At 63.3% G+C, this 24,776-nt stretch carries 22 protein-coding genes, 1 pseudogene and 1 riboswitch; of the genes and pseudogenes, 15 read left to right on the top strand and 8 right to left on the bottom strand.

Features of this window, described 5'->3' with window-relative positions; genetic code table 11:
• Nucleotides 1-140: 140 nt before the first annotated feature.
• The 3 genes and pseudogenes from CGZ66_RS26525 (at nt 141) to CGZ66_RS26520 (ending at nt 1,808) form a co-directional block, all read left to right on the top strand.
• Nucleotides 141-905, top strand: coding sequence for an SDR family oxidoreductase (locus tag CGZ66_RS26525; RefSeq protein ID WP_095089501.1), 765 nt, complete (start codon nt 141-143; stop codon nt 903-905).
• A gap of 32 nt (nt 906-937) precedes the next feature.
• Nucleotides 938-1,078, top strand: a pseudogene (locus tag CGZ66_RS40925) (NAD(P)-binding domain-containing protein); the annotation flags it as partial.
• A gap of 154 nt (nt 1,079-1,232) precedes the next feature.
• Nucleotides 1,233-1,808 (top strand): imine reductase family protein, encoded by a 576-nt coding sequence (locus CGZ66_RS26520; RefSeq protein WP_245331223.1) that lies wholly within the window; start codon nt 1,233-1,235, stop codon nt 1,806-1,808.
• Nucleotides 1,809-1,884: 76 nt separating this feature from the next.
• Here CGZ66_RS26520 and CGZ66_RS26515 read toward each other — a convergent pair whose 3' ends face one another.
• Entirely contained in the window at nt 1,885-2,724 is an 840-nt protein-coding gene (locus CGZ66_RS26515; protein ID WP_095089499.1) for a hypothetical protein, read from the bottom strand.
• 368 nt (nt 2,725-3,092) lie between these two features.
• Between CGZ66_RS26515 and glmM the strand changes: the two genes are divergently transcribed.
• From glmM to serA, 5 genes are all read left to right on the top strand, one after another.
• Nucleotides 3,093-4,445, top strand: a complete 1,353-nt coding sequence (gene glmM / locus CGZ66_RS26510) for a phosphoglucosamine mutase (RefSeq protein ID WP_095089497.1) — start codon at nt 3,093-3,095, stop codon at nt 4,443-4,445.
• A gap of 275 nt (nt 4,446-4,720) precedes the next feature.
• The gene (locus CGZ66_RS26505) at nt 4,721-5,548 is read left to right on the top strand and encodes an outer membrane protein (RefSeq protein ID WP_095089640.1); all 828 of its coding nucleotides are present in this window, start codon (nt 4,721-4,723) and stop codon (nt 5,546-5,548) included.
• 298 nt (nt 5,549-5,846) lie between these two features.
• Complete coding sequence (locus CGZ66_RS26500) at nt 5,847-6,617, top strand: outer membrane protein (RefSeq protein ID WP_095089496.1); 771 nt, start codon at nt 5,847-5,849, stop codon at nt 6,615-6,617.
• Between the two features lie 203 nt (nt 6,618-6,820).
• Nucleotides 6,821-7,996 (top strand): phosphoserine transaminase, encoded by a 1,176-nt coding sequence (locus CGZ66_RS26495; protein WP_095089494.1) that lies wholly within the window; start codon nt 6,821-6,823, stop codon nt 7,994-7,996.
• Nucleotides 7,997-8,139: 143 nt separating this feature from the next.
• Nucleotides 8,140-9,738: a phosphoglycerate dehydrogenase gene (gene serA / locus CGZ66_RS26490; RefSeq protein WP_095089638.1), complete on the top strand. Its 1,599-nt coding sequence runs from the start codon at nt 8,140-8,142 to the stop codon at nt 9,736-9,738.
• Nucleotides 9,739-9,795: 57 nt separating this feature from the next.
• Here the strand turns inward: serA and CGZ66_RS26485 are convergent, their stop codons facing one another.
• Complete coding sequence (locus tag CGZ66_RS26485; protein WP_095089492.1) at nt 9,796-10,704, bottom strand: DMT family transporter; 909 nt, start codon at nt 10,702-10,704, stop codon at nt 9,796-9,798.
• A gap of 212 nt (nt 10,705-10,916) precedes the next feature.
• On the opposite strand from CGZ66_RS26485, the gene CGZ66_RS26480 reads away from it, so the two are divergent.
• Both CGZ66_RS26480 and CGZ66_RS26475 read left to right on the top strand, forming a co-directional pair.
• Nucleotides 10,917-12,215: an adenylosuccinate synthase gene (locus CGZ66_RS26480; RefSeq protein WP_095089490.1), complete on the top strand. Its 1,299-nt coding sequence runs from the start codon at nt 10,917-10,919 to the stop codon at nt 12,213-12,215.
• A 74-nt stretch (nt 12,216-12,289) separates the two neighbouring features.
• Nucleotides 12,290-14,005 carry a hypothetical protein gene (locus tag CGZ66_RS26475; RefSeq protein ID WP_095089488.1) on the top strand — a complete coding sequence of 572 codons (1,716 nt, stop codon included), beginning with the start codon at nt 12,290-12,292 and terminating at the stop codon, nt 14,003-14,005.
• A gap of 29 nt (nt 14,006-14,034) precedes the next feature.
• Here CGZ66_RS26475 and CGZ66_RS40920 read toward each other — a convergent pair whose 3' ends face one another.
• From CGZ66_RS40920 to CGZ66_RS26455, 5 genes are all read right to left on the bottom strand, one after another.
• A complete protein-coding gene (locus CGZ66_RS40920) occupies nt 14,035-14,130 on the bottom strand; it encodes a CcdB family protein (RefSeq protein ID WP_245331222.1) in 96 nt (31 codons plus the stop codon).
• A gap of 8 nt (nt 14,131-14,138) precedes the next feature.
• A complete protein-coding gene (locus tag CGZ66_RS26470) occupies nt 14,139-14,333 on the bottom strand; it encodes a CcdB family protein (protein ID WP_167392251.1) in 195 nt (64 codons plus the stop codon).
• Nucleotides 14,333-14,575 carry a type II toxin-antitoxin system CcdA family antitoxin gene (locus CGZ66_RS26465; protein ID WP_095089486.1) on the bottom strand — a complete coding sequence of 81 codons (243 nt, stop codon included), beginning with the start codon at nt 14,573-14,575 and terminating at the stop codon, nt 14,333-14,335. Before CGZ66_RS26465 ends, CGZ66_RS26470 begins: the two co-directional genes overlap by 1 nt.
• Before the next feature lie 94 nt (nt 14,576-14,669).
• Nucleotides 14,670-16,490 (bottom strand): ABC-F family ATP-binding cassette domain-containing protein, encoded by a 1,821-nt coding sequence (locus CGZ66_RS26460; RefSeq protein ID WP_095089483.1) that lies wholly within the window; start codon nt 16,488-16,490, stop codon nt 14,670-14,672.
• A 1-nt stretch (nt 16,491) separates the two neighbouring features.
• Nucleotides 16,492-17,136: a thiamine diphosphokinase gene (locus CGZ66_RS26455; protein WP_095089481.1), complete on the bottom strand. Its 645-nt coding sequence runs from the start codon at nt 17,134-17,136 to the stop codon at nt 16,492-16,494.
• A gap of 88 nt (nt 17,137-17,224) precedes the next feature.
• A riboswitch (TPP riboswitch) is annotated at nt 17,225-17,339 on the top strand.
• A 43-nt stretch (nt 17,340-17,382) separates the two neighbouring features.
• Here CGZ66_RS26455 and thiB point away from each other — a divergent pair.
• The 4 genes from thiB (at nt 17,383) to CGZ66_RS26435 (ending at nt 22,769) form a co-directional block, all read left to right on the top strand.
• A complete protein-coding gene (gene thiB / locus CGZ66_RS26450; RefSeq protein ID WP_095089479.1) occupies nt 17,383-18,381 on the top strand; it encodes a thiamine ABC transporter substrate binding subunit in 999 nt (332 codons plus the stop codon).
• Nucleotides 18,382-18,638: 257 nt separating this feature from the next.
• Nucleotides 18,639-20,264: a thiamine/thiamine pyrophosphate ABC transporter permease gene (gene thiP / locus CGZ66_RS26445; RefSeq protein WP_095089477.1), complete on the top strand. Its 1,626-nt coding sequence runs from the start codon at nt 18,639-18,641 to the stop codon at nt 20,262-20,264.
• Nucleotides 20,257-21,039 carry a thiamine ABC transporter ATP-binding protein gene (gene thiQ / locus CGZ66_RS26440; RefSeq protein WP_095089475.1) on the top strand — a complete coding sequence of 261 codons (783 nt, stop codon included), beginning with the start codon at nt 20,257-20,259 and terminating at the stop codon, nt 21,037-21,039. The genes thiP and thiQ overlap by 8 nt, the downstream gene beginning before the upstream one ends.
• Nucleotides 21,040-21,299: 260 nt before the next feature.
• Nucleotides 21,300-22,769 (top strand): M48 family metalloprotease, encoded by a 1,470-nt coding sequence (locus CGZ66_RS26435; protein ID WP_095089473.1) that lies wholly within the window; start codon nt 21,300-21,302, stop codon nt 22,767-22,769.
• A 15-nt stretch (nt 22,770-22,784) separates the two neighbouring features.
• Here the strand turns inward: CGZ66_RS26435 and CGZ66_RS26430 are convergent, their stop codons facing one another.
• Nucleotides 22,785-23,648: an RNA polymerase factor sigma-32 gene (locus tag CGZ66_RS26430; RefSeq protein ID WP_095089471.1), complete on the bottom strand. Its 864-nt coding sequence runs from the start codon at nt 23,646-23,648 to the stop codon at nt 22,785-22,787.
• Between the two features lie 329 nt (nt 23,649-23,977).
• On the opposite strand from CGZ66_RS26430, the gene CGZ66_RS26425 reads away from it, so the two are divergent.
• Complete coding sequence (locus CGZ66_RS26425) at nt 23,978-24,751, top strand: amino acid ABC transporter substrate-binding protein (RefSeq protein WP_095089469.1); 774 nt, start codon at nt 23,978-23,980, stop codon at nt 24,749-24,751.
• Nucleotides 24,752-24,776: the final 25 nt, after the last annotated feature.

Genomic DNA, 24,776 nt, shown 5'->3' with positions numbered 1-24,776 from the left:
TCGGTACTTGAGAAAACCCAAGCCGGTCCATAACTTCAAAACAGATCGCCGGCACCGGCAAACAGCACAACAACATATCGGTACCTTGCTTCGGCCTGCAAAGGCCGTCGGCGGTCGAATTTTGGCGAAAAGGATGGATCATGACACGATACGCAAACAAGAAGGCCGTGGTGATCGGCGGAACGCACGGCATGGGGCTGGCCGTGGCGGAGGCGCTGGTCGAAGGCGGCGCCGACGTGCTGGTCACCGGCCGCGATCATCGCAACATCGAAGCCGCCCGAGCGAAGTTGTTTTCGCGCGCCCATGTCGTCCAGTCGGACATGGGCGACATGGCCGATATCGTCACGCTCGGGGCGGAAGTGGGACAGAAGCTCGGCCAGATCGACTTCCTCCACATCAATGCCGGGGTTGCCAATCTCGAGCCGGTGGAGCGGGTCACCGAGGACAGCTACGACCGCATCTTCAGCGTCAACACGAAAGGCGCCTTCTTCACCGCACAGCGCCTGCTGCCGCTCATCAAGGATGGTGGTGCGATCGTCTTCACCTCGTCGATCGCCGATGAATCCGGCAACGGCGGAATGAGCGTCTATTCCGGGTCGAAGGCAGCACTTCGCGCTTTCGCCAAGGTCCTCGCCGCCGAGCTCCTGCCGCGCCGGATCCGCGTGAATGTGGTCAGCCCCGGCTTCATCGATACGCCGACAATGGGCGTGGCGAGCGCTTCCGCCGAGGAGCGGGCGGCCTTCATGGCGATCGGCGACGCGGTCACGCCGATGAGGCGTCACGGCACCATCGATGAGGTGGCGCGTGCGGTGCTGTTCCTGGCTTTCGACGCAACCTTCACCACAGGCGCGCGGCTGACCGTCGATGGCGGCCTTGGCCAGGACCTGAGCCCCTTGCTGGCTTGAACCTTCAAAACCCGAACCGCGAGAGGCACAAGATGAGCGAAATAACTGTAATCGGCCTTGGCGCCATGGGCACGGCTCTCACCGAGGCCTTTCTCGACAAAGGCCATGTGGTGACGGTGTGGAACCGTTCTCCCGCAAAGGCGCACGCTTTGGCGGCCAAGGGCGCTGTCGTGGCTGCCAGCGTCGAGGACGCCGTCAGGTCGAGCCCGCTGATCGTGGTGTGCCTTCTACGACACGGTCCACGAGGCGCTTGCTCCGGCGCGGGAAGCGCTGTCGGGCCGCACACTGGTCAATCTCACCAACGGCACGCCCGAGCAGGCGCGGGCGATGTCGCAGTGGGCCGTCACGCACGGCGCCAATTATGTCGATGGCGGTATCATGGCGGTGCCGCCGATGATCGGCGGGTACCACGCCCTGATCCTCTACAGCGGCTCCAGGCAGGGGTTCGACATGCACTCGGGACAACTCGATGCGCTCGGCACCAGCAAATATCTGGGCGAAGATGCCGGTATGGCACCGCTTCACGATATCGCGCTGCTGGCGGGCATGTATGGCCTGTTCGGGGGTGTGATCCAAGCGCTGGCGCTGACGGGATCGGCGGGAATTCCAGCCGGTGTATTCATGCCGCTGCTGATGTCATGGCTGCAAGCGATGCAAAGTGGGTTGCCAAAATGGGCCGAGCAGATCGACGCCGGCGACCACACCAGCAATGTCGCCTCCAATCTCGGCATGCAGGCCGAGGCCTATGTCAATCTGATCGATGCCAGCAGGGCCGCAGGCATCAGCACCGAACTCATGCTGCCGCTGCAAGGCCTGATGAAGCGCGGCGTGGCGGCCGGCAAGGCCAACGCCGATCTCACCAGCCTGGTCGAGCTTCTGCGGTCAGCGAAACAGGTCGATTGAGACTGCTTGAAGGCAACAAAAAGGCCCGCGAAGCTGACGCCTCGCGGGCCTTTGTGTTTGTCTGGCTATGTGGCGCTCAGGTCTTCAGCTTGGCGTTGCAGAGGCTGTAGAAGCCGCCGCCCTTCTGGATCCACTTGAGGCCGCCAAGCGCGTTTGCGTCCTTGAGGGCATAGTACTGGTCGAGACAGGTATGCATGCGGCCCTTTCCGGGGGTCTCGCTGGCGTATTTCGGCGAGATCGCCGACGGGAAAGTGACGCCCTTCGGCGCAGCCGTCGTCGGCTTTGCCGGCTCTTTGGTGTAGTTTGCCTCACTCGGAGCCGGCACCGTGTCGTCATCCGACGCGGCGGCACCGCATTCGGTCTTGCGGAAGTCGTTCCACTTCATGCCTTTCAGCGTGTTGGCCGTCTTGGCAGCCTGATACTTGGTGCTGCATTCGGCCATGGTCAGACCCTTCCTGTCGGCGGGAGCCGCGGCAGCCTTGGTGGTTGCCGGCTTGGTGTCGGCGGCGGCAGACGCGCCGGCGGCGCATTCGGCCTTGCGGAAGTCGTTCCACTTCATGCCGTTCAGGGTGCCGGCAGCCTTCGCCGCCTGGTACTTGGCGCTGCATTCCTTGGCCGTCAGACCCTTGGCGGTGCTGTCTGTTGCCGCGGCGGTGGTCGTCTTGGCTGCCTTGGCTGGCTTCGTTTCAGCTGCCTTCTTGGTGTCGGCTGGCTTGGTATCGGTGGTCGCGGCGGCATCGGTGCCGCACTGCGCCTTGCGGAACTGGTTCCAGGTCGCCCCGGCGAGTGTCCCCGCGTCCTTGGCGGCGTTATACTTCGTGCTGCACTCGGCCATCGTCAGCGCGTTGGTTGGCGAAGCCAGGAACAAGGTCGCGACGGCGAGGCCGGTCAAAGTGGCAAGTCGGTGGATGAGCATAGCGTTTCTCCGTTGCAGCAGCCCATGATACGTCCCTGCAAATCAATAACGCTCAACGGTCGGTTGCGCCAGATGCTAAGTGGCGTATATACCGCCCAAAGCTGGCTCCTCCCGACAAGGTGATGAAATTGTTGCCTGTTGCTGGATTGCGAGCAAGATTTTTCCAGGTGCATCCGCGCTGAAATGCTCGCATGACTGGTATATTGCAGCGTGGCAGTCTCAGCAATTGGGTTGCAGTCATGTTGTGTGCAGTGCACAACAATGATTTTCTAAGGATTGGTAACATACAATCACACAATGTGATCATGGCGCCCTGGCCAACTGTGGCATGACGTGCCGGCAAAGAACTGTCGAGGAATCTGGTAAGCATGGCAGGGAATTATTTCGGCACGGACGGCATTCGCGGGCGCGCCAACAAATTTCCGATGACCGCTGAAATCGCGATGCGGGTCGGTATGGCCGCCGGCCTCTCGTTCCAGCGCGGCAGTCATCGTCATCGCGTCGTGCTAGGCAAGGATACCAGGCTTTCGGGCTACATGATCGAGAATGCGATGGTGTCCGGCCTGTGCGCCGCCGGCATGGACGTGTTCCTTCTCGGCCCGATCCCGACGCCAGCCGTCGCCATGCTGGTGCGTTCGCTGCGCGCCGATATCGGCGTCATGATCTCGGCCTCGCACAATCCCTATTACGACAACGGCATCAAGCTGTTCGGCCCTGACGGCTACAAGCTCTCCGACGAGATCGAAGAGCGCATCGAGGGCATGCTCGACAAGGACATCGAATTGACGCTCGCCGACTCCGACGGGCTTGGCCGCGCCAAGCGCGTCGACGGCGTGCATGACCGCTACATCGAATTCGCCAAACGCACCTTGCCGCGCTCGATGTCGCTTTCGGGCCTCAGGATCGTCGTCGACTGCGCCAATGGCGCCGCCTACAAGGTGGCGCCCGAGGCACTGTGGGAACTGGGTGCCGAAGTCGTCGCCATCAATGTCGAACCCAACGGCTTCAACATCAACAAGGAATGCGGTTCGACCCATCCTGCGGGTCTGCAGAAGAAAGTGCACGAAGTGCGCGCCGACATCGGCATCGCGCTCGACGGCGATGCCGACCGTGTCGTCATTGTCGATGAGAACGGGACGATTGTCGACGGCGATCAGATCATGGCGCTGATCGCCGAATCCTGGCACCAGAGCGGGCGGCTTGCCGGCGGCGGCGTCGTGTCGACGGTGATGTCCAATCTCGGCCTCGAGCGCTTCCTCGGCGACATGAAGCTGCAATTGCACCGCACCAAGGTCGGCGACCGCTATGTCGTGGAGCATATGCGCGCGCATGGGCTCAATGTCGGCGGCGAACAGTCGGGCCATATCGTGCTGTCGGACTTCTCGACCACCGGCGACGGCCTGGTTTCGGCGCTGCAGGTGCTGGCCTGCATCAAACGGCAGGGTCGGCCGGTCAGCGAGTTGTCTAAGAAATTCGAACCGGTGCCGCAGCTTCTGAAGAACGTCCATATATCCGGCGGCAAGCCGCTTGAGGAAGCGCCCGTCAAGGCAGCCATCGAGGACGCCCGTCACCGCCTGGGCAAGGCCGGGCGGTTGGTCATCCGGCCATCCGGCACCGAGCCGCTGATCCGCGTCATGGCCGAGGGCGACGACCCGCAACTGGTCGAGGCGGTCGTCAACGACATCGTCGAAGTCATCTCGGAAACACGCAGCGCCGCCTGATCCCCAGCGCGCCCGAAGGGCGTCGCCCAGAGCCCACGCAGGCGTCGCGCCTCGGCATATCCGCCTGCCAAAAGGCCCGCCCTTCTGGCGGGCTTTTTGTTGGCCAGCAGTCGCTTCCGGTCTCGAAAGTCGCGCTCCGATTCCTCGAAGTGTAGAGATTCGTGGTTAAGCAACAGGGTTAAACGCCTTTTAACCTTTGCAATTCATTATCCACGACTGAAAGCAATCGCATTTCGGACACGATCGCCGTTCCGAACTTCCTAGGGGTGACAAGCATGTTCAATACAGCAAGAAAGGCCCTGCTCGCTGCGCTGTTCGCGGGGCTGACCGGGCCGGTTTTCGCAGCCGACCTCCCGGTGGTCGAAGAGGCTCCGCCGCCGGTCTACGAGCAGCCGGCCGATATTGGCGGCTGGTATATTCGCGGCGATATCGACTATCACAAGTCGGATGTGCGCGGCGTCGACTACATGACTTACTCCATCGATCCCTGTAATTGCCTGATCACACCCGGCAACAAGAGCTTCGATTTCGCCAATCTCAAGGGCGGTTTCTCGCTCGGCGGCGGTGTTGGTTACAAGGTCAATGATTACTTCCGCACGGACTTGACTGCCGACTACTGGTTCAAGTCGAACTTCGACGGCGGCACTTCGGATGCCGTCTCGACATCGACCGAAGAGTCAAAGATGAGCGCCTTTCTCCTGCTGGCAAACGCCTATGCCGATCTCGGCACATACCATGGCATCACGCCCTATGTCGGCGCCGGCATCGGCGGCGCGCATGTCAAATGGGATGATCTCAGGGACCCGAACACCACCGAGTTCAACCCCGGCTCGTCCAACTGGCGCTTCGCCTACGCTCTGATGGCCGGTGCTTCCTACTGCCTGACCGACAAGATCATCCTTGATGCCGGTTATCGCTACAGCCACATCCAGGGCGGTCGCATGTTCGAATGGGACGCAAGCAGCGCCGGCCCTGGATTCGACGGCGGCATCAACACCCACGAGGTGCGCGGTGGCCTGCGCTATCAGTTCGGCGGGAACAACGGTTGCGCGGCGCCGGTGGTTGCCTATCAGCCCGAACCCGAGCCGGTCTACACCAAGTAACGCTAGCATTCCCAGCAAGTTCGCGAACCGCCCGGCATCGACCGGGCGGTTTTCGTTTGAGCGGTTCTGCGTTTCATGGAAACGCAGAACCGCTATATCTCTTTGTCTTGACGCAATCCGTTTGACACTTTTCCGGGAATTGTTAGTGGGTCGCCTGCAATGAAAGCTTCCGCCGGAAATGAATTCGCTAACGCTCTGTTAGCCTTAACCGGCACTTAACCACTATGGTTAACAATGCTTCCTGAAACGATGGCTGCCGTTGCAATTGCTGGCGGCGCCAAATTCGGGAGTCGGGTCCATGACAGTTATTTCGCGTATAGCGCTGGCGCTCGGCGCACTTGCCCTCATGCCGCTGACGCCCACGCTTGCCGCCGACTATGATCCGCCGATCTACGTCGACCAGGCGCCGGACTATGTGCCCGTCGAGGTCGGCTCTGGCTGGTATCTGCGCGGCGATGTCTCCTATCTGGTGCAGAAGAGCTTCGAGAACGAGGATTTCACCTTCACGCCGGCGAGCTACGACGACAAGGAAGATCCCATCTTTGTCAGCATCGGCTTTGGCTACCATTTCAACGATTATCTGCGTGCCGATCTCAATCTCGGCTACCTGCCCGGCAACAAGATCAGCGTCGGCTATGACAATTCAGCGATCGTGACGCCGCCGGTAGAGTCGACCGTGGCATCGGCATCGCTGAAGAACTACGCCTTCTCGGGCATGCTCAACGGCTATGTCGACCTTGGTACCTATGTCGGGATCACGCCCTACCTCGGCGCCGGCATCGGTGTCGTCCGCAGCACGCGCAAGCTTTCGGCTAGCTTCATCGACAACAATGACCCGACCAGCGAGTTGATCCAGCAGGACGACAAGACCAAGTACTCGCTGGCCTACACGTTGAATGCGGGCCTTGCCTATCAGGTGTCCAAGAATGTTTCCGTCGATCTGGGCTATCAGTATTTTTCCGCCCCCGATGCGGAATATGTGACTGCCGAAAGCCTGACTTCCTTCCCGGTCCACAAAGGGATCAGCAACCATCAGCTCAAGCTCGGGCTGCGCTACGATCTCTGGTAGCAGGCTCGGTACACATAAGAACACCGGCGGCGGATCTTCGGATCCGCCGTTTGCGTTTGAGGTCGCGACATCCTGATCACGGTTCGCCGGTATCCTGCCAACGACAAAAACTTTCCTCTTGACGCCTGAAGCCTGAACGCATATCGCCGTCCGTGGGCCACCCCTCCCCAACGAGGGGCCACTATCTGGAAGGATAGACCACGATGACGACACATACGAAGCCCGGACTCCGTCCGGCAAATCCCAATTTCTCCTCAGGTCCCTGCGCAAAACGCCCCGGCTGGTCGGTCGAGGCGCTGAAAGCTGCCGCACTCGGCCGTTCGCACCGCGCCAAGATCGGCAAGGCCAAGCTTGAACAGGCGATCGAGCTGACGCGGGAAATTCTCCAGGTTCCGGCGGACTACCGCATCGGCATCGTGCCGGCGTCGGACACCGGCGCAGTCGAGATGGCGCTGTGGTCGCTTCTCGGCGAGCGCGGCGTCGACATGGTCGCCTGGGAGAGCTTCGGCTCCGGCTGGGTCACCGATGTGGTCAAGCAACTCAGGCTTGCCGACGTGCGCAAGATCGAGGCCGGCTACGGCCAATTGCCCGACCTGGCGAAGATCGACTTCGATCGCGATGTGGTCTTCACATGGAACGGCACCACGTCGGGCGTGCGGGTGCCGAACGGCGATTTCATTCCCGCGGATCGCAAGGGCCTGACCATCTGCGACGCGACTTCGGCCGCCTTTGCGCAAAGGCTCGACTTCCACAAGCTGGATGTCGTCACCTTCTCCTGGCAGAAGGTGCTGGGCGGCGAGGGCGCGCATGGCATGCTGATCCTGTCGCCTCGCGCCGTCGAGCGGCTGGAGACCTACAAGCCGGCCTGGCCGCTGCCGAAAATCTTCCGCCTGACCTCGGGCGGCAAGCTGATCGAAGGCATCTTCAAGGGCGAGACGATCAACACGCCGTCGATGCTGTGCGTCGAGGATTACCTCGACGCGCTGCACTGGGCAAAGTCGATCGGCGGCCTCGAGGCGCTGATCGCCAGGGCCGATGCCAATGCCGCCGTGATCGATCGGTTTGTCGGCAAGTCCTCATGGCTCGGTCATCTCGCCGTCGAGCCGGCGACGCGGTCGAACACCTCGGTCTGCCTGTCCTTCACTGACCCGGACGTGTCCGCGCTCGACGCCGACGGGCAGGCGGCTTTCGCCAAGGGGCTGGTCTCAGTGCTCGACAAGGAAGGTGTCGCCTATGACATCGGCGCCTATCGCGACGCACCGCCCGGCCTGCGCATCTGGTGCGGCGCGACGGTGGAGACCGCCGATCTCGAAGCGCTGCTGTCCTGGCTCGACTGGGCCTTTGCCGCGCAAAAGGCCTCGCTCAAGGCCGCGGCCTGACTCCGAAGGGCTGGGTGGGGTCGCCTCCACCCGGCTCAACGATCCAACATCCAGAAGATCCGGCCACAAGGACCCCATCCCGGCGCTTTCGCGCCGACCCTCCCCTCAAGGTGGAGGGACGCCAATCGCAAAGGATCAAATCCATGCCTCGCGTTCTCGTCTCAGACAAACTTTCTCCCACCGCCGTGCAGATCTTCAAGGATCGCGGCGTCGAGGTCGACTATCTGCCCGACCTCGGCAAGGACAAGGAAAAGCTCGCCGAAGTGATCGGCCAGTATGACGGCCTCGCCATCCGCTCGGCGACCAAGGTCACCGAAAAGCTGATCAATGCCGCCACCAATCTCAAGGTCATCGGCCGCGCCGGCATCGGTGTCGACAATGTCGATATCCCGGCGGCGAGTCGCAAGGGCATCATCGTGATGAACACGCCCTTCGGCAATTCGATCACCACCGCCGAACATGCGGTGGCGATGATCTTCGCGCTGGCGCGCCAGATCCCGGAAGCCAACGCCTCGACCCATGCCGGCAAATGGGAAAAGAACCGCTTCATGGGCGTCGAGATCACCGGCAAGACGCTGGGCATCATCGGCTGCGGCAACATCGGCTCGATCGTCGCCACGCGCGGCGTCGGCCTCAAGATGCATGTCATTGCCTTCGACCCGTTCCTGTCGGACAAGCGGGCCGAAGAGCTTGGCGTCGACAAGGTCGAGCTGGATGAGCTTTTCGCCCGCGCCGACTTCATCACGCTGCACACGCCGCTGACCGACAAGACGCGAAACATCATCGACGCAGCTGCGATCGCCAAGATGAAGAACGGCGTGCGCATCATCAACTGCGCGCGTGGCGGGCTGGTCGTCGAAGCCGACCTGATCGCGGCGCTGAAGAGCGGCAAGGTGGCTGGTGTCGGCATCGACGTTTTCGAAGTCGAGCCGGCCGAGCAGAACGCGTTGTTCGGCATGGAGAATGTGGTGGCAACGCCGCATCTCGGCGCCTCGACGGCGGAAGCGCAGGAGAATGTCGCGCTGCAGGTCGCCGAACAGATGGCCGACTACCTGATCAAGGGCGCCGTCTCCAACGCGATCAACATGCCGTCGATCACCGCCGAGGAAGCGCCGAGGCTGAAGCCCTTCGTCAAGCTCGCCGAAGTGCTCGGCGCCTTTGTCGGCCAGGTCACCGAAGACCCGATCACGGAGGTCGAGATCCTGTTCGACGGCTCGACCGCGACGATGAACACGCGCGCGCTGATCAGCGCCACCCTTGCCGGGCTGATCCGGCCGCAGGTCTCCGACGTCAACATGGTGTCGGCGCCGATCATGGTGAAGGAGCGCGGCATCATCGTTGCCGAGGTTAAGCGCGACAAGTCCGGCGTGTTCGACGGCTACATCAAGCTGACGGTCAAGACCGAGCACAAGACACGCTCGATCGCCGGCACCTGCTTCTCAGACGGCAAGCCGCGTTTCATCCAGATCAAGGGCATCAATCTCGACGCCGAGGTCGGCCAGCACATGCTCTATACGACCAATGCCGACGCGCCGGGCATCATCGGCCTGCTGGGCACGGTGTGCGGCGAGAACGGCGTCAACATCGCCAACTTCCAGCTTGGTCGCAACCGGCCGGGCGGCGATGCCATCGCGCTGCTCTATCTCGATGCGCCGTTCCCGGAAAACGTGCTGGAGCAGGTCAAGGCGCACAAGTCGATCGACTCGGCCAAGCGGCTGCACTTCGACGTCAACGCGATGTGACGCCGCGACCTGTTGCGAAAGATCGAAAGGCGCGGCTGGTCCGCGCCTTTCGTCTGTTCAGCGTGGCCTGGCCGACCCCAGCGCTGCCTTGCGCCCGCTGTATTCGGCAAGCCCGATGCCGCCCACCACAAGCACCAGAGCCAGCGCCTGGTAGAGCCGGAATGTCTCGCCGACGATCAGCACCGAAAGCAGCGTGCCGAAGATCGGTACCAGGTTGATGAACAGGCCGGCGCGGTTGGCGCCGATCAGTTCGTTGCCCCTGATGTAGAAGATCTGCGAGATGGCCGAGGCGCCGACCGCGGTATAGACGATGACCGACCAGCCGCGCGCATCGGGCACGATAACCTTGCCGGCGGCGATCTCCCACAGGAAGAAGGGCAGCGAGGTGACAAGTGCGGCAACCGACAGGGCCAGCATCAGGCTCTGCCAGTGCATTACCGGCTTCAGCCGCAGCCCGACCGAATAGCCGCTGTAGAGAAACACCGCGACCAGCATGATGGCGTCGCCGAAATTAAGCTCCAGCGTCAACAGCCGGCGCGGGTCGCCGTGGCAGGCGGTCAGGACCACGCCGGCGATGGTCAGCACGACGCCGACAATCTGCGCCCCGTTCACGCGCAAGCGGAAGAAGACGAAATTGGCGACGATGATCAGGATCGGCATCGCCGCCTGTTCGATCGAGACGTTGATGGCCGTCGTGTAGTTGAGCGCGGTGTAGAAGATCGTGTTGAACAAGGTGAAGCCGCTGGCGCCAAGGGCCGCCAGCACGAGCCAGTGCTTGCGCACCACCGGCCAGTCCTTGCGGATCGTCTGAAGGCCGATCGGCAGCAAGATCGCCACGGCCAGCACCCAGCGCAGGAAGACGAGTGTCATCGGCGAAACGTGATCGACCGCCAGCTTGCCGGCCACCGAGTTGCCGCCCCACAGCAAGGTGGTGAGCAGCAGGAATATGTAGGCGTGACGATGCATGGCGGGATTCCGGCCGCCGGAGGTGAGCTGCGGTGTTTGCCGGCCTACTGCCCCGTCTGCCCAAGTAAATGATGTCAAAGCCGAAAATTGTTGTGCCTCAGCGCAATTTTGGCGGCAAAGAAAGGTCGCGCTCACGAGGTCTTGACGTTATAGAGGCCTGTCGTTTCGAACCATATTCAAGCCGCTCGGCGGCGTCTCAAGGGAAAAGAAACATGGCCAATGTGGTGGTCGTCGGCTCGCAGTGGGGCGACGAGGGCAAGGGCAAGATCGTCGACTGGCTGTCGGAGCGCGCCGATGTCGTGGTGCGCTTTCAAGGTGGCCACAATGCCGGCCATACGCTGGTCGTCGACGGCAAGGTCTACAAATTGTCGTTGCTTCCGTCCGGGGTCGTGCGCCAGGGAAAGCTGTCCATCATCGGCAATGGCGTCGTTTTCGACCCGCATGCTTTCGTCGCCGAAGTGGCGAAGCTCAAGGCGCAAGGCGTCGAAGTGGCGCCGGATCGCCTGAAAATAGCCGAAAACACAGCGCTTATCCTGTCGCTGCATCGGGAGCTGGATGGATTCCGCGAGGACGCCGCCTCCAATTCCGGAACGAAGATTGGCACGACCCGTCGTGGCATTGGCCCGGCCTATGAAGACAAGGTCGGCCGGCGCGCGGTCAGGGTGATGGATTTGGCGGATTTGGAAACGCTGCCCTTGAAGGTCGACAGGCTGCTCACGCACCACAATGCGCTGCGTCGCGGGCTTGGCCATGCCGAAGTCACGCATGATGCGATCATGCATGAGCTGACCTCGGTCGCGGCCGAGATCCTGCCCTATATGGACCGGGTCTGGAAAATCCTGGACGACAAGCGCCGCGCTGGCGAACGCATCCTGTTCGAGGGCGCGCAAGGCACGTTGCTCGATATCGACCACGGCACCTATCCGTTCGTCACCTCGTCGAACACGGTAGCCGGGCAGGCGGCCGCCGGCTCGGGCGTCGGCCCGGGCGCCATCGGCTATGTGCTCGGCATCACCAAGGCCTATACGACGCGCGTCGGCGAAGGCCCGTTCCCGACGGAGCAGAAGAACGAGATCGGCGAGTTCCTCGGCACGCGCGGCCATGAATTCGGCGTCGTCACCGGCCGCAAGCGCCGCTGCGGCTGGTTCGACGCGGTGCTGGTGCGCCAGGCCGTCGCCGTCAACGGCATCAAGGGCATCGCGCTGACCAAGCTCGACGTGCTCGACGGCCTGGACGAGATCAAGGTCTGCACCGGCTACCGTCTCGACGGCGAGATGATCGACTATCTGCCGGCCAGCCAAGGCGCGCAGGCACGCGTCGAACCGGTCTACGAGACGTTGGAGGGCTGGAAGGGCACCACCGCCGGCGCGCGCAGCTGGAACGATCTGCCGGCCCAGGCCGTCAAATATGTTCGCTACATCGAGGAGCTGATCGGCGCCCCGGTCGCGCTCCTGTCCACCAGCCCGGAACGGGATGACACGATACTTGTGACCGATCCGTTTCAAGACTAGTTTCTCAGCCTTTCCGGGCATCGCGGCCGATTTGCGGGGGCCGGCCCGGGAGCAAAATACAGGTCGACCGAAGCATGGCAGATTTCGTTTCTGTTCTGAAAAGGCAGCTCGACAAGCACGGCGAGCCGGGACTCGATACGCGCAAGCGGATCTATGACGGTGCGCGTACCGCACTCGAAAAGAGGCTTGCGGAATTTTCGCCGCCGCTGTCTGCCGAGGTCATAGCCAAGCAGAAGCGCTCGCTGGAAGACGCTGTCGCCAGCGTCGAGCGGGACTACGCCAAGAGCGCGCCAGACACTGATCCGCTTGCGGAACTGGAACACATCTTTTCCTCGATCGACCGCAACAAGAACCAGCCGAGCCATGCACGGCAACCGGCGAAGGAAGAACCAACCTGGCCGGCACCGCCCGCGGCCAAGCCGGAACCTTATCGACCGGCGCCACCACCTGCAGCCAAGGTCGAGCCAAGCTGGCAAAAGCCGACGCCAGCGCCTTCTGCTCGCACAGAAACGCCCCTTCCGGGAATGGACAGCGAGGAGGCCGAGGACGACGGGGTCGATGTCTTTTCAAGCAACGAAGAGCCGGTGTCGGACACTTTCCAGCGCCTCAGGCCCGCCGAACGCAGGCGCAGCTATGGCGGCTTGATCGCTATAGTCGTCGCCTTGCTGGTCGTTGCCGGTGGTGGCTATGGCATCTGGCTGAACAAGGACGCCTTCGGCAAGATGCTGGGGCTCGACGGCAGCACCAAGGTCGTGAAGACGGAACCGGTGAAGCCGGCGCCGGCCAAGCCGGCAACAGATGCCGCGGCAGCGCCGCCAGCACCCGCGGCCGGCGGCACCGAAAGCGAAGCCCCGAAATTCACCCAGCGGCTGACGCCGCAGGGCAGCGAAGTCGACCCCGGCCCGGCCGGCGGACAGAGCGGCATCGGCGAAGGCGAATCGGTCGCCGCACTGACCACGCCGCCCTCGGCGACGAACGCGCCAGCGGTTTCTGCACCGGCTGCCGCCACTCCGCCAGCGGCCGCACCCGCCACAACGCCGCCACCCGGTACGGCACCGGCGACGCCTCCTGCAGCGGAGGCCGCACCTGCGGCGCCGGCTGCAGCCGCCACGCCGCCAGCACCGGCAGCCGCCACGCCGCCAACACCGGCAGCAGCACCGCCGCCAGCACCGGCAGGCGCCGCGCCGGCGGCGCCGGCAGCCGCACCGGCGGCCGCGCCTGCGGAAACCGCGTTGCCGGTGGGCCAGAAGGCAATCTTCTATGAGGAGCGCACCAGCACCGCCCAGGGTTCGGCGGAGCCCGGCAGCATCGTCTGGTCGCTGGTGCAGGAATCGCCCGGTGGTGACCTGCCGCCGGAACCGGCGATCCGTGCTGAGGCAACCATTCCCGGCAAGGACATCCAGTTGCGCATGACCATCCGTCGCAACACCGACCAGACATTGCCGGCCAGCCATATCATCGAGATGATCTTCCTGACGCCCGACGGCTTCGAAGGCGGCGGTGTCGACAACATCTTGCGCGTCGCGATGAAGAGTTCGGAGCAAGATGCCGGCAGCCCGTTGATCGGCATTCCGGCCAAGATCGCCGACGGTTTCTTCCTCGTTGCGCTCAACGACACCAAGGCCGATGAGGACGCCAACATGACCTTGCTACGCGGGCAGGACTGGATCGATGTGCCGGTCGTCTACAAGACCGGACGGCGGGCGCTGCTGACCATGGAAAAGGGCATTCCCGGCGAGAAGGTGTTCGACGAGGCGATCAAGGCCTGGCAGGCGAAGACGGCGGGCTGAGCAGGGCGTCGGGCGTGGCGGCCGCTGTCTCAAAAGCCCTGGAACAGCATGTCGAGCGCGGCGACGATGACGTCGTGCTGCTTCGCCAGGTTCAGTCGACTATCACCCAATTCGCTGGCAGCCACGGTTGCGATCAGATGGGTGGCATGACCAGTTTTCGCCCGTTGATTTCGAAGGTGGGATGGAGCTCTCGCATCGGCGGCGGCGCAGTTGCGACCGGTAGAAGCGGAACCACCACCCGTGTTTTGAAATTGTCGAGCAAGTCGGATTGAACGTCGAGCAAATAGCTGTCTTCGATGCGCCCCGCGAAGACATCGAAACGTGCCATCAGAACTGCCGCGAGTCTTCCAGCGGGATGCCGTGTTTTTCGACATAGTCGTTCCACGCATCCATGGTGGCGCGATTCTCAAGTTTCCACAGCCGTGTTTTTTCGGCCGCCACCGCTTCCGCGATGCCAGCCTCCGCGGCGCGCGAGACATTCACGTCAAGGCCCTTGGCTTCCTTCATGAGGTTCGAATCGATCGACAGATTTGCTGGCTTTCGGATCGCATTCAAGGCATTCTTGCGCATAGTAGCCTCCACAGTATGCGCGTAATGGCTCCGGGCGTTCGTCACTTCAATCGACAAATCGTTGTCGATTGATCGGCCTGCGGCCGAACGCTCCTCACCCTTCCATCTCCTCGCGCAGCATCTCCAGTTCCAGCCACTCTTCCTCCAATGCGGCCAGCGTCGCGCGCTCCTTGTCGAGGGCGGCAATGGTCTTCTGGAACGAGGCCGGATCGCGCTCGTAATAGGCCGGATCGGCGATGTTGTTCTCAAGCCTCGAGATCGACGCCATCACGGCTTCGATTTTCTTGGGCAGGGTTTCCAGCGCGAATTTCTGCTTGAACGACAGCTTCTTCGCCGGCCCCTTTGGCGCGGCGGCTTCATTTTTGGTTGCCGCCGTGGCTTCGCCGGCTTCGGCTTTCACCCGCGCCTTGCGATCGTCTAGCCTGGTGCCGCCGCGCTGCGCCAGCATGTCCGAATAGCCGCCGGCATATTCGATCCAGCGGCCGCCGCCGTCCGGCGCAATGATGCTGGTTACGGTGCGGTCGAGGAAATCGCGGTCGTGGCTGACCAGGATGACGGTGCCGGCAAAGCCGGCAACCAGTTCCTGCAGCAATTCCAGCGTCTCCATGTCGAGATCGTTGGTCGGCTCATCGAGCACCAGAAGGTTTGCCGGCCGCGCCAGCACGCGCGCCAGCAAGAGCCGCGCCCGTTCGCCACCGGAAAGCTCGCGCACCGGCGTGCGTGCCTGCTCGGCCTTGAACAGGAAATCCTTCATGTAGGAGACGACATGGCGCTGCTCGCCATTGATGACGAGGTTCTCGCCGCGTCCGTCGGTGAGATATTGCGCCAGCGTCTCCTGTGGATCGACTGCTTCGCGCTTCTGGTCGAGCGTGGCGATCTCCAGATTGGTGCCGAGCCGCACCGAGCCGGCATCGGGCTTCAACTCACCGGTCAGCATCTTCAGCAGCGTCGTCTTGCCGGCGCCGTTCGGCCCGACGAGGCCGACGCGATCGCCGCGCTGGATGCGGGTCGAGAATGCCCTAACCACGGTGAGGTCGCCGAAGCTCTTCTCGATGTTTTTCGCCTCGATCACCAGCTTGCCGGATTCGGCGGCGTCGCTCGCCACCATGGTTGCCGAGCCTTCGGCGCCGCGATGGCCACGAAAACGCTGGCGCATGGTCTGCAATTCGCCAAGGCGGCGCATGTTGCGCTTGCGCCGCGCCGTCACGCCGTAGCGCAGCCAGTGCTCCTCGCGCACGATCTGGCGGCCGAGCTTGTGCTGTTCGCGCTCTTCCTCCTCCAGCACGAGGTCGCGCCATTCCTCGAAATGGCCAAAGCCCTTGTCCAGCCTGCGGGTCTGGCCGCGGTCGAGCCAGACGGTGGCGCGCGATACGCGCTCGAGGAAACGGCGGTCGTGCGAGATGACGACGAGTGCCGAGGAGGTGCGGACGAGCTCTTCTTCCAACCATTCGATCACCGAGAGATCGAGATGGTTGGTCGGCTCATCAAGCAGCAGAATATCGGGCTCCGGCGCCATGACGCGGGCGAGTGCCGCGCGCCTGGCCTCACCGCCGGAAAGATCGTTCGGCCGCTCCTCGCCCGACAGGCCGAGATGCTCCATGAGATAGCTGGCGCGGTATGGATCGTCGGCAGGTCCGAGCCCGGCCTCGACATAGGCGCGCACCGTCGCAAAACCCTCCATGTCGGGCATCTGCGGCAAATAGCGGATTGTCGCCGAAGGCTGCCGGAATACCTCGCCGTCCTGTGGCTCGATCAAGCCGGCGGCGATCTTCAGCAGTGTCGACTTGCCCGATCCGTTGCGGCCGACCAGCGCGATCTTGTCGCCGGCCGAGGCGGTCAAGGCGGCGCCATCGAGCAGCGGCGTGCCACCGAAGGTCAGTTTTATCCCGTCGAGATTGAGAAGGGGCGGGGCCATATCAGCTTTCAGGTAGTGGATAAGGGTGGGCGAGCAACAGCGCGCGGCCCTGGCCGAGTGTGATTTCGAGGCGGCCCTTGACCTCGTTGGAGATGGTCAATGACGAGCCGAACGCCACCTGGACGCGGTCGAGCGGCCATTTGGCGCCGGTGACGGTCAGGCCGGAAAGATCGCAAAAGCCGAGCACCGAAAACAACGTGCGGTCGGCAAAGTCGAAGCTGGCTTTCCCTTGCAGCAGTGGAACGCCTTCCTGGGCGCCACTGGTCAAAACTATCTCTGTTCCGGCTTCGGCCAGCCGCAGGGCAAGTGCCAGATGCAGGAAGGCGTGGTCGGCGCGCTTGCCGCCGAATGCGCCGGCGAGCACCAGGCTGGTCGCGCCGCGCTCCAATGCGGCGGCGACCGCCAGTTCGCCATCGGTCTGGTCCTTCTCCGTCGGAAAGGTCCGGCGGGGCACGGCGGCGAGGTCATCCGGCAGGTTGGCCGGCACGGAATCGAAATCACCCACCCACAGTTCCGGGACAAGGCCCAGCAGACGCGCATGGCCGATGCCGGCGTCGGCGGCGATGACGCGGGAGCCTTCGACCTGTTGGTCGAGCCGCGGCGTGCGGATGAGGTCGCCGCCAAGCAGGATGGTGAATGTGCTCATATCGTGTGGCCCTTACCAGCCCGGCACGGGAAACGGAAGGCCGGCAAACTGCCACTTGCGTGAGGGATCGGCCCGGCCTATGTCTCGAAACGCTCTAACGGGGTGCCGGACGCGATCTTCGCGGACCGGCTGAGAGGCAATCTCGCCAACCCGCTGAACCTGATCCGGTTTGTACCGGCGGAGGGATTAGACGTTTCGGACAGTCCGGCGCCTCAATTCCTTTCAATTCGAACGAAGGAGGCGCCGATGCGCACGCTTTTCTACTCCCTTGCCTCAGCTATGGTTGTGGCCCTGTCCGGACCTGCCTTGGCCAAGGACAAGCTCACCGTCTACACCTATGAGAGTTTCACCGCCGACTGGGGTCCAGGTCCCGTGGTGAAGAAGGAATTCGAGGGCGAGTGCGGCTGCGACGTCGAGTTCGTCTCCGTCGCTGACGGCGTCGCGCTGCTCAACCGCGTCAGGCTGGAAGGGGCATCGACCAAGGCCGACATAGTGCTTGGCCTCGACACCAATCTCACCGCCGATGCCAAGGCCACGGGCCTGTTTGCGCCGCATGGCACGGTGTCCGACGTCAATGTGCCGGGCGGCTGGAGCGACGATACTTTCGTTCCTTTCGACTATGGCTATTTCGCCGTCGTCTACGACACCGAAAAGCTGAAGAGCCCGCCGAAGAGCTTGAAGGACCTGGTCGAAGGCAGCGCCGACGACAAGATCGTCATCCAGGATCCGCGCACCTCGACCCCGGGTCTCGGCCTGCTGTTGTGGGTGAAGTCGGTCTATGGCGACAAGGCGCCGGAGGCTTGGGCCAAGCTCAAGTCGAAAGTGCTGACCGTGACCCCCGGCTGGAGCGAGGCCTATGGCCTGTTCACCAAGGGCGAGGCGCCGATGGTGCTGTCCTACACGACGTCGCCGGCCTATCACATGGTCGCCGAGAACACCGAGCGCTACCAGGCAGCGTCGTTCGAGGAGGGCGAATATCTGCAGATCGAGGTTGCCGGCATCACCACGACAGGGGCGAAAAACCCGCTGGCGGAAAAGTTCCTGGCTTTCATGACTGGGCCGAAATTCCAGGATGCCATCCCCGAGACCAACTGGATGTTCCCGGCCGGTAAGACCGACAAGCCGCTCAACCCGGTCTTCGACAAATTGGTCAAGCCGACCAAGACCTTGCTGTTCAGCCCCGAGGAGGTCGCCGCCAACCGCAAGGCCTGGGTCGATGAATGGCTGGCGGCGATGAGCAAGTAGGATTCAAGCTTCGCCATATGTTTGTGCCAAGTCACCCCCCTCTGGCCTGCCGGCCATCTCCCCCGCAAGGAGGGAGATCGGCAGCTCTGTCACGTCGCTCATTCCTGCCATTTTGGAAAATGGCCTGGGTGGCGAAACGAGCAATCGCCCCCCTTGCGGGGGAGATGTCCGGTAGGACAGAGGGGGGTGGGCGGGAACTAGACCTTAGCCAGGCATTTCAATCAATTGACACCCATGACAGCGTTGGGTAGCGCGACATGCCCACGCGCCATCCAGCTGACCCCCGCACCACAGCCGGCATCATCGCGCTCGCCGCCATCGCGCTGCTGATCGGCGGCGCGTTTGCCGGGCTGCTTTTCGAAGGCGCTCACGACTTCTCCGGTGCCTGGGCGGCCTTCGATCCCTATCTGCTGCGCGTCGTTCGCTTCACCCTCTGGCAAGCGGCACTCTCGACGCTGCTTTCGGTCGGGCCGGCGCTGTTGGTGGCGCGCGCGCTGTCGCGGCATCCGCGCTTCCCTGGCCGCACCTTCATCCTGCAGCTGTTCGCCGTACCGTTGGCGCTGCCGGCGATCGTCGCGGCACTCGGCATTCTCGCTCTCTATGGCCGTGCCGGTTATTTCGCCGGCGTGTTCGCGGTGATCGGCGGTGGGAGCTGGCCGGGCATCTATGGCCTGTCGGGCATCCTCGTCGCGCATGTCTTCTTCAACCTGCCGCTCAGCGTGCGGCTGTTCCTCGAGGCATTGCAGACCATTCCCGCCGATCAGTGGCGGTTGGCCAGCCAGCTCGGCATGGGCGCGCGGCCGGCGTTCCGGCTGATCGAATGGCCAACGCTGCGTGCGGCGTTGCCGGGTGTCGCCGGGCTTGTGTTCATGCTCTGCATCACATCCTTCACGATCGTGCTGACGCTCGGCGGCGGGCCGGCTGCGACGACGCTGGAGGTCGGCATCTACCAGACGCTGCGCTTCGATTTCGATCCCGCTCGAGCCGTCACGCTGACCTTGCTGCAGATTGCCTTGACGTTTGTCGTCGTGCTGGCGCTGACGCGGCTTGGCGCCAATGTGGCCGGCGACACCAATCTGCCGGTGGCGCCACGCCGCTACCTCTCCGTCAATGGGACAGAAACCTTGCTGAACGTCGTGCTCATCGTGCTCGCGTTGCTGTTCGTCGTCGGACCGATGGCGGCCACGGTAATGGCCGGGCTTGGCGCCGATCTCGGCCGGCTGGCCGGCGAGGCCGTCGTGCGGCAGGCGACGCTGACCAGTGCGGTGCTCGCCTTCCTGTCGGCCCTGCTTTCCGTGACGCTGTCGCTGGCGCTGACCATGGCGCGCCGGGCGCTGGCGCTGAACCGCCGCTCCGGCGCAAAGACGATGCTCGAACACGCCGCCGATACCGGCGCCGGTTTTGTCCTCGTCGTGCCGCCGATCGTCGTCGGCGCCGGCTGGTTCCTGTTGCTGCGCCATGTCGGCGATGTCTTTGCCATCGCCCCGGTCATGGTCGTCACCGTCAATGCGGTGATGGCAATGCCGTTCGCGCTGCGCGCTGTCCGTCCCGCCTATGATGCGGCGAGCGAGCGTCACGAAAGGCTCTGTGCTCAGCTCGGAATCACGGGCTGGAACCGGTTGATGCTGGTCGACTGGCCGTCGCTGCGGCGGCCGCTCGCCACCGCCTTTGCTTTCGCCATGGCGCTGTCGCTCGGCGATCTCGGCGTCATCGCGCTGTTCGGCAGTGATTCCGTGCAGACCTTGCCTTACCTTCTGTTGGCGCGCATGGGCAGCTACCGCACGCAGGACGCTGCCGGCCTGGCGCTGCTGCTCGGCCTGGTCTGCCTCGCGTTGATCATGGCGGCGCACTGGCTGGGAACGGAGAAGGACCGGGATGCCTGACGGGGTGGCCAGCAGGACTGAAAAGGGCGCCCCGGTGCGGCTGGACCAGGTGTCGTTCAGCTATGGCGAGGCGCCGCTCGTTTTCGATGTCGATTTCGCCGCGGCGAAAATCACCGCCATCATGGGGCCTAGCGGTTCTGGCAAGTCGACGCTGCTCAACGTAGTGGCGGGGTTCGAGACGCCGCAGTCGGGCCGCGTGCTGATCGGCGGGGTCGATGTAAGCGCTGAGCCACCGTCAGCGCGGCCCGTGTCGATGGTGTTCCAGGAAAACAATCTCTTTGCGCATCTCTCAGTGGAGCAGAATGTCGGGCTCGGCCGCTCGCCATCCTTGCTGCTGACCGAAGCGGACCGCGCCGCGATCGCCGAGGCGCTCGAACGCACCGGCCTTGCCGGCAAGGAAAAGCGCCTGCCGCGCGAACTCTCCGGCGGTGAGCGCCAGCGCGTCGCCCTGGCTCGAGTCCTGGTGCGCGACCGGCCAGTGCTCCTGCTCGACGAACCTTTCGCCTCGCTCGGCCCGGCGCTGCGCGACGACATGCTGGATCTGGTCGCCGCGGTGCATGCCGAACGAGGCATGACGGTGCTGTTCGTCACCCACCAGCCGGAGGATGCCCGCCGAATCGGCGAGCACGTGGTGTTTCTGGACAATGGCGTTGTCGCGGCAACCGGCAAGGCGGACGAATTCTTCACCGGGGCTGGCCCGGAAGTGTTCCAGCGCTATATCGGCACGGGTGCCGGGGATGCCGTATCACGAGATGTTGCCCGGAAGCGGACATAATTTACGGTCAAACCGGCTCCAGGCGATGCGGCGCTTGCTTGCCATGGCTGGAGGAGTGTGGCTAGGTCCGCCCTACTGGTCCGGCACAGGCCGTGATTTGCCTGCAGCATCCGCCGCTCGCCCCCGAGGGGACGCGCGACGGATGCTGCAGCAGTTTGAGATAGCGCATGACATTTTCCGAAGATCGCCCCCGATTTTCGTGGTCATGCGCCGGGACCCGAAAGGAAGCCGTTCTGGCGATCGGCGTTGACAAACTACGAATGAATCCGCTGGCGCGCTTTCTAGCGCTGGCCGGCTTTGCCGTGGCGCTGGCAAGCTGCCAGATGTTCACGCCTCCCGAGGTTCAGGAATCCGGCTTCCAGCCTTCCGACAGGCCGATCACTGTCGACAATGTCGCTGCCAACAGCAAGCTCGCCGAACTAGCCAAGGCGCAACATCCTCGCATCCTGGCCACCTATGGCGGCGAATACTCCGATCCCAAGCTCGAGCGCATGGTCGCCAAGGTGGTCGGCAATCTGACCGTCGTGTCGGCCAATCCGACGCAGACCTATCGCATCACCATTTTGAATTCGCCCAACGTCAATGCCTTCGCGCTGCCGGGCGGCTATCTCTACATCACGCGCGGCCTGCTGGCGCTGGCCAATGATTCGGCCGAGCTCGCCGCGGTCATCGCGCATGAGATGGGCCACGTCACCGCCAACCATGGCTTGCAGCGCCAGCAGCTAGAAGCCGAGGAAGGCCTGGCGACCAAGGTGGTTTCCGATGTGCTGGGCGACAGCCCGACCGCCAAGGCGGCGCTGATCCGCGGCAAGCTCAGACTGGCGCAATTCTCGCGCAACCAGGAACTGGAGGCCGACGCAATCGGCATCAAGTCGGTCGGCGAAGCCGGCTACGATCCTTTCGCCGCCGGCCGCTTCCTGCAGTCGATGTCGGCCTATACCGATTTCCGCTCGATCAGCGGTGCCACCGACGCCAGCCTCGACTTCCTGGCCACCCACCCCAACACGCCGCAGCGCATCGATCTGGCGCAGCGCCATGCCCGCCAGTTCGGCGCGCCCGGCTTCGGCACGCGCGACCGCGATTCGTTCCTCGCCGGCATAGACGGCCTGCTCTATGGCGACACGCCCGAGGAAGGCTATGTGCGCGGCGAAACCTTCCTGCATCCGGGCCTCGGCGTGTCCTTCTCGGTGCCGCAAGGCTTCATCATCGATAATTCGGCGGCGGCGGTGACGGCAACCGGGCCTGGTGACATGGCGATCCGCTTCGACGGTGTTTCGATCGACAAGAACCGGGCGCTCACCGACTATATCCGCAGCGGCTGGGTGGCTGGGCTGGACGACAGCACCGTCAAGCAGGAAACGATCAACGGCAACGAGGCGGCGACCGCGCATGCCGGCGCCGAGGGCTGGCAGTTCGACATTGCCGTGATCCGCGCCGGCGGCCAGGTCTACCGGCTGCTGACCGCAGCGCCGTCGGCCAGCACCTCGCTGGATGCGGTGGCGCGTTCGGTGAGCGGATCGTTCCGTATCCTCAGTGCCGCGGAAAAGGCGGCGCTGAAGCCGCTGCATATCCGCGTCGTCACCGTTCAACCCGGGCAGACGATGGGCTCGCTTTCCGCCCAGATGGTTGGTGTCGACCGCAAGCTCGACCTGTTCCGCGTGCTGAACGCGCTGTCGCCGGGTGCCGCGGTCTCGGCCGGCGACAAGGTCAAGATCGTCACCGACAAGTAAGACGCCTGCCGCGGGTCAGGCGGCAGTCGCCAGAAACTCCGGATTCTGCTTCACCAGCGCCACCTTGAGCTTTTCCATGGCGCGCGCCTCGATCTGGCGGACGCGTTCCTTGGAGATGCCAAGCGTCTCGCCAAGCGCTTCCAGCGTTGCACCTTCGTCGCTCAACCGGCGCTCCTCGATGATCCGGAGTTCGCGGGCGTTGAGGGCGGCGAGCGCCGCTTTCAACCACACGGAGCGGCGCTCGACATCGATCGTGTCACCGACGACCTCGTCGGGCAGGGGATCGTCCGAGACGAGGAAATCCATGCGCTCGTTCGAACCCGCGTCATCGGCAACCGGCATGTTGAGCGAGGAGTCGGGTGCCGACAGCCGCGAATCCATCATCGCAACGTCGGCCTCGGAGACGCCGAGCGCCTCCGAAACCTCGCGATAGAGCGTTGCGTTGGACAGCGGTTCGGTGCCGTTGGCCAGCCGCGCGCGCAAGCGGCGCAGGTTGAAGAAAAGTGCCTTCTGCGCCGAGCTGGTGCCGCCGCGCACGATCGACCAGTTGCGCAGGATGTAGTCCTGCATCGAGGCGCGGATCCACCACGTCGCGTAAGTCGAAAATCGCACCTCGCGTTCAGGCTCGAAGCGGGCGGCCGCTTCAAGCAGGCCGACATGCCCTTCCTGGATCAGATCGCCGAGCGGCAGACCGTAGTGGCGGAATTTGGAAGCCATGGAAATGACCAGCCGCATATGCGCAACCGTGATGCTGTGCAGCGCGTTCTGGTCGTTGTCTTGTTTCCAGAGCAATGCGAGCCGGTGCTCTTCTTCACGTTCGAGGTAGGGAGCCCTCATTGCCGCGCGGACCATGATCCGTCCTGCAGTGTCTTCCATCATGAGGCGCTCCCTGGCTCTGGCGATGCGGATGACTTTGCAAACTTGGCAGGGGCGCCCGGGTTGAAATCGCAGCGTCGTGCCCTAGAAATCCAGAACGTGCCATGCAGGAAAATGGTTCCGTAGCCGTTGGCGGCTGGATTTGTTGCCTGAGGGATCTCGGCGATGATCGGCGACCCTGTCGATTGCGGCCAAAAAGCACTATTTCGAGAATCTGATTTCAGAAGTTGGCTGTTTTTGAAATCCTGTTCCTTATTTTTTCGACTTGTATCTGTCAGTTTCCAACCCTCACAACATGCCGGACAGCCGGCCAAGGACGGGATCACAGAAAAATGAAATGGCTCAAGTCGCTTATCGTCGCCGGAACGCTGCAGGCTCTGGCTGTCACGTCGGGCCATGCCGGCGCCAATCTCGACCAGATCAAGCAGGCGGGCGTCATCAAGGTCGGTACGGAAGGCACCTATGCGCCGTTCACCTATCATGACACTTCGGGCGCGCTGGTCGGCTTCGACGTCGAAATCGCCAAGGCCATCGCCGACAAGCTCGGCGTCAAGGCCGAGTTCCTCGAAGGCAAGTGGGACGGGCTGATCGCCGGTCTCGACGCCAATCGCTATGATACCGTCATCAACGAAGTCGGCATCACCGACGCGCGCAAGGCCAAATATGACTTCTCCGATCCCTACATCGCCTCCAAGGCGGTACTGATCGTGCGCGGCGACAACACCGACATCAAGACCTTCGCCGATCTCAAGGGCAAGAAGTCGGCGCAGTCGCTTACCTCGAATTTTGGCAAGCTCGCAGAGACCAACGGCGCCGAACTCGTCGGCACCGACGGCTTCGACCAGTCGATCCAGCTGCTTCTGACCGGCCGTGCCGACGCCACCATCAATGACAGCCTGTCGTTCCTCGACTTCAAGAAGCACAAGCCCGACGCCAATGTGAAGATCGCCGCGCAAGAGGAAAACGCCGACTATTCCGGCGTCATCGTGCGCAAGGGCGATCCGGAACTGGTTGCGGCGATCAACAAGGCGCTGGCCGACATCAAGGCCGACGGCACCTACAAGAAGATCGCCGACACCTATTTCGGCCAGGACGTTTCGAAGTAGTCTACGCGGCGAGGCCGGTCACCGG

The organism is Mesorhizobium sophorae (assembly GCF_002270415.1).
Lineage (GTDB): Bacteria > Pseudomonadota > Alphaproteobacteria > Rhizobiales > Rhizobiaceae > Mesorhizobium > Mesorhizobium sophorae.
The sequence above is the reverse complement of the archived record's forward strand: the minus strand, read 5'-3'. Positions and strand labels throughout refer to the sequence as shown.

Bases quoted from the DNA above. Each gene is read 5' to 3' on its own strand.
- CGZ66_RS26525 (WP_095089501.1), top strand. From the start codon at position 141: ATGACACGATACGCAAACAAGAAGGCCGTGGTGATCGGCGGAACGCAC.
- CGZ66_RS26520 (WP_245331223.1), top strand. From the start codon at position 1,233: ATGTCGCAGTGGGCCGTCACGCACGGCGCCAATTATGTCGATGGCGGT.
- CGZ66_RS26515 (WP_095089499.1), bottom strand. From the start codon at position 2,724: ATGCTCATCCACCGACTTGCCACTTTGACCGGCCTCGCCGTCGCGACC.
- glmM (WP_095089497.1), top strand. From the start codon at position 3,093: ATGGCAGGGAATTATTTCGGCACGGACGGCATTCGCGGGCGCGCCAAC.
- CGZ66_RS26505 (WP_095089640.1), top strand. From the start codon at position 4,721: ATGTTCAATACAGCAAGAAAGGCCCTGCTCGCTGCGCTGTTCGCGGGG.
- CGZ66_RS26500 (WP_095089496.1), top strand. From the start codon at position 5,847: ATGACAGTTATTTCGCGTATAGCGCTGGCGCTCGGCGCACTTGCCCTC.
- CGZ66_RS26495 (WP_095089494.1), top strand. From the start codon at position 6,821: ATGACGACACATACGAAGCCCGGACTCCGTCCGGCAAATCCCAATTTC.
- serA (WP_095089638.1), top strand. From the start codon at position 8,140: ATGCCTCGCGTTCTCGTCTCAGACAAACTTTCTCCCACCGCCGTGCAG.
- CGZ66_RS26485 (WP_095089492.1), bottom strand. From the start codon at position 10,704: ATGCATCGTCACGCCTACATATTCCTGCTGCTCACCACCTTGCTGTGG.
- CGZ66_RS26480 (WP_095089490.1), top strand. From the start codon at position 10,917: ATGGCCAATGTGGTGGTCGTCGGCTCGCAGTGGGGCGACGAGGGCAAG.
- CGZ66_RS26475 (WP_095089488.1), top strand. From the start codon at position 12,290: ATGGCAGATTTCGTTTCTGTTCTGAAAAGGCAGCTCGACAAGCACGGC.
- CGZ66_RS26470 (WP_167392251.1), bottom strand. From the start codon at position 14,333: ATGGCACGTTTCGATGTCTTCGCGGGGCGCATCGAAGACAGCTATTTG.
- CGZ66_RS26465 (WP_095089486.1), bottom strand. From the start codon at position 14,575: ATGCGCAAGAATGCCTTGAATGCGATCCGAAAGCCAGCAAATCTGTCG.
- CGZ66_RS26460 (WP_095089483.1), bottom strand. From the start codon at position 16,490: ATGGCCCCGCCCCTTCTCAATCTCGACGGGATAAAACTGACCTTCGGT.
- CGZ66_RS26455 (WP_095089481.1), bottom strand. From the start codon at position 17,136: ATGAGCACATTCACCATCCTGCTTGGCGGCGACCTCATCCGCACGCCG.
- thiB (WP_095089479.1), top strand. From the start codon at position 17,383: ATGCGCACGCTTTTCTACTCCCTTGCCTCAGCTATGGTTGTGGCCCTG.
- thiP (WP_095089477.1), top strand. From the start codon at position 18,639: ATGCCCACGCGCCATCCAGCTGACCCCCGCACCACAGCCGGCATCATC.
- thiQ (WP_095089475.1), top strand. From the start codon at position 20,257: ATGCCTGACGGGGTGGCCAGCAGGACTGAAAAGGGCGCCCCGGTGCGG.
- CGZ66_RS26435 (WP_095089473.1), top strand. From the start codon at position 21,300: ATGAATCCGCTGGCGCGCTTTCTAGCGCTGGCCGGCTTTGCCGTGGCG.
- CGZ66_RS26430 (WP_095089471.1), bottom strand. From the start codon at position 23,648: ATGATGGAAGACACTGCAGGACGGATCATGGTCCGCGCGGCAATGAGG.
- CGZ66_RS26425 (WP_095089469.1), top strand. From the start codon at position 23,978: ATGAAATGGCTCAAGTCGCTTATCGTCGCCGGAACGCTGCAGGCTCTG.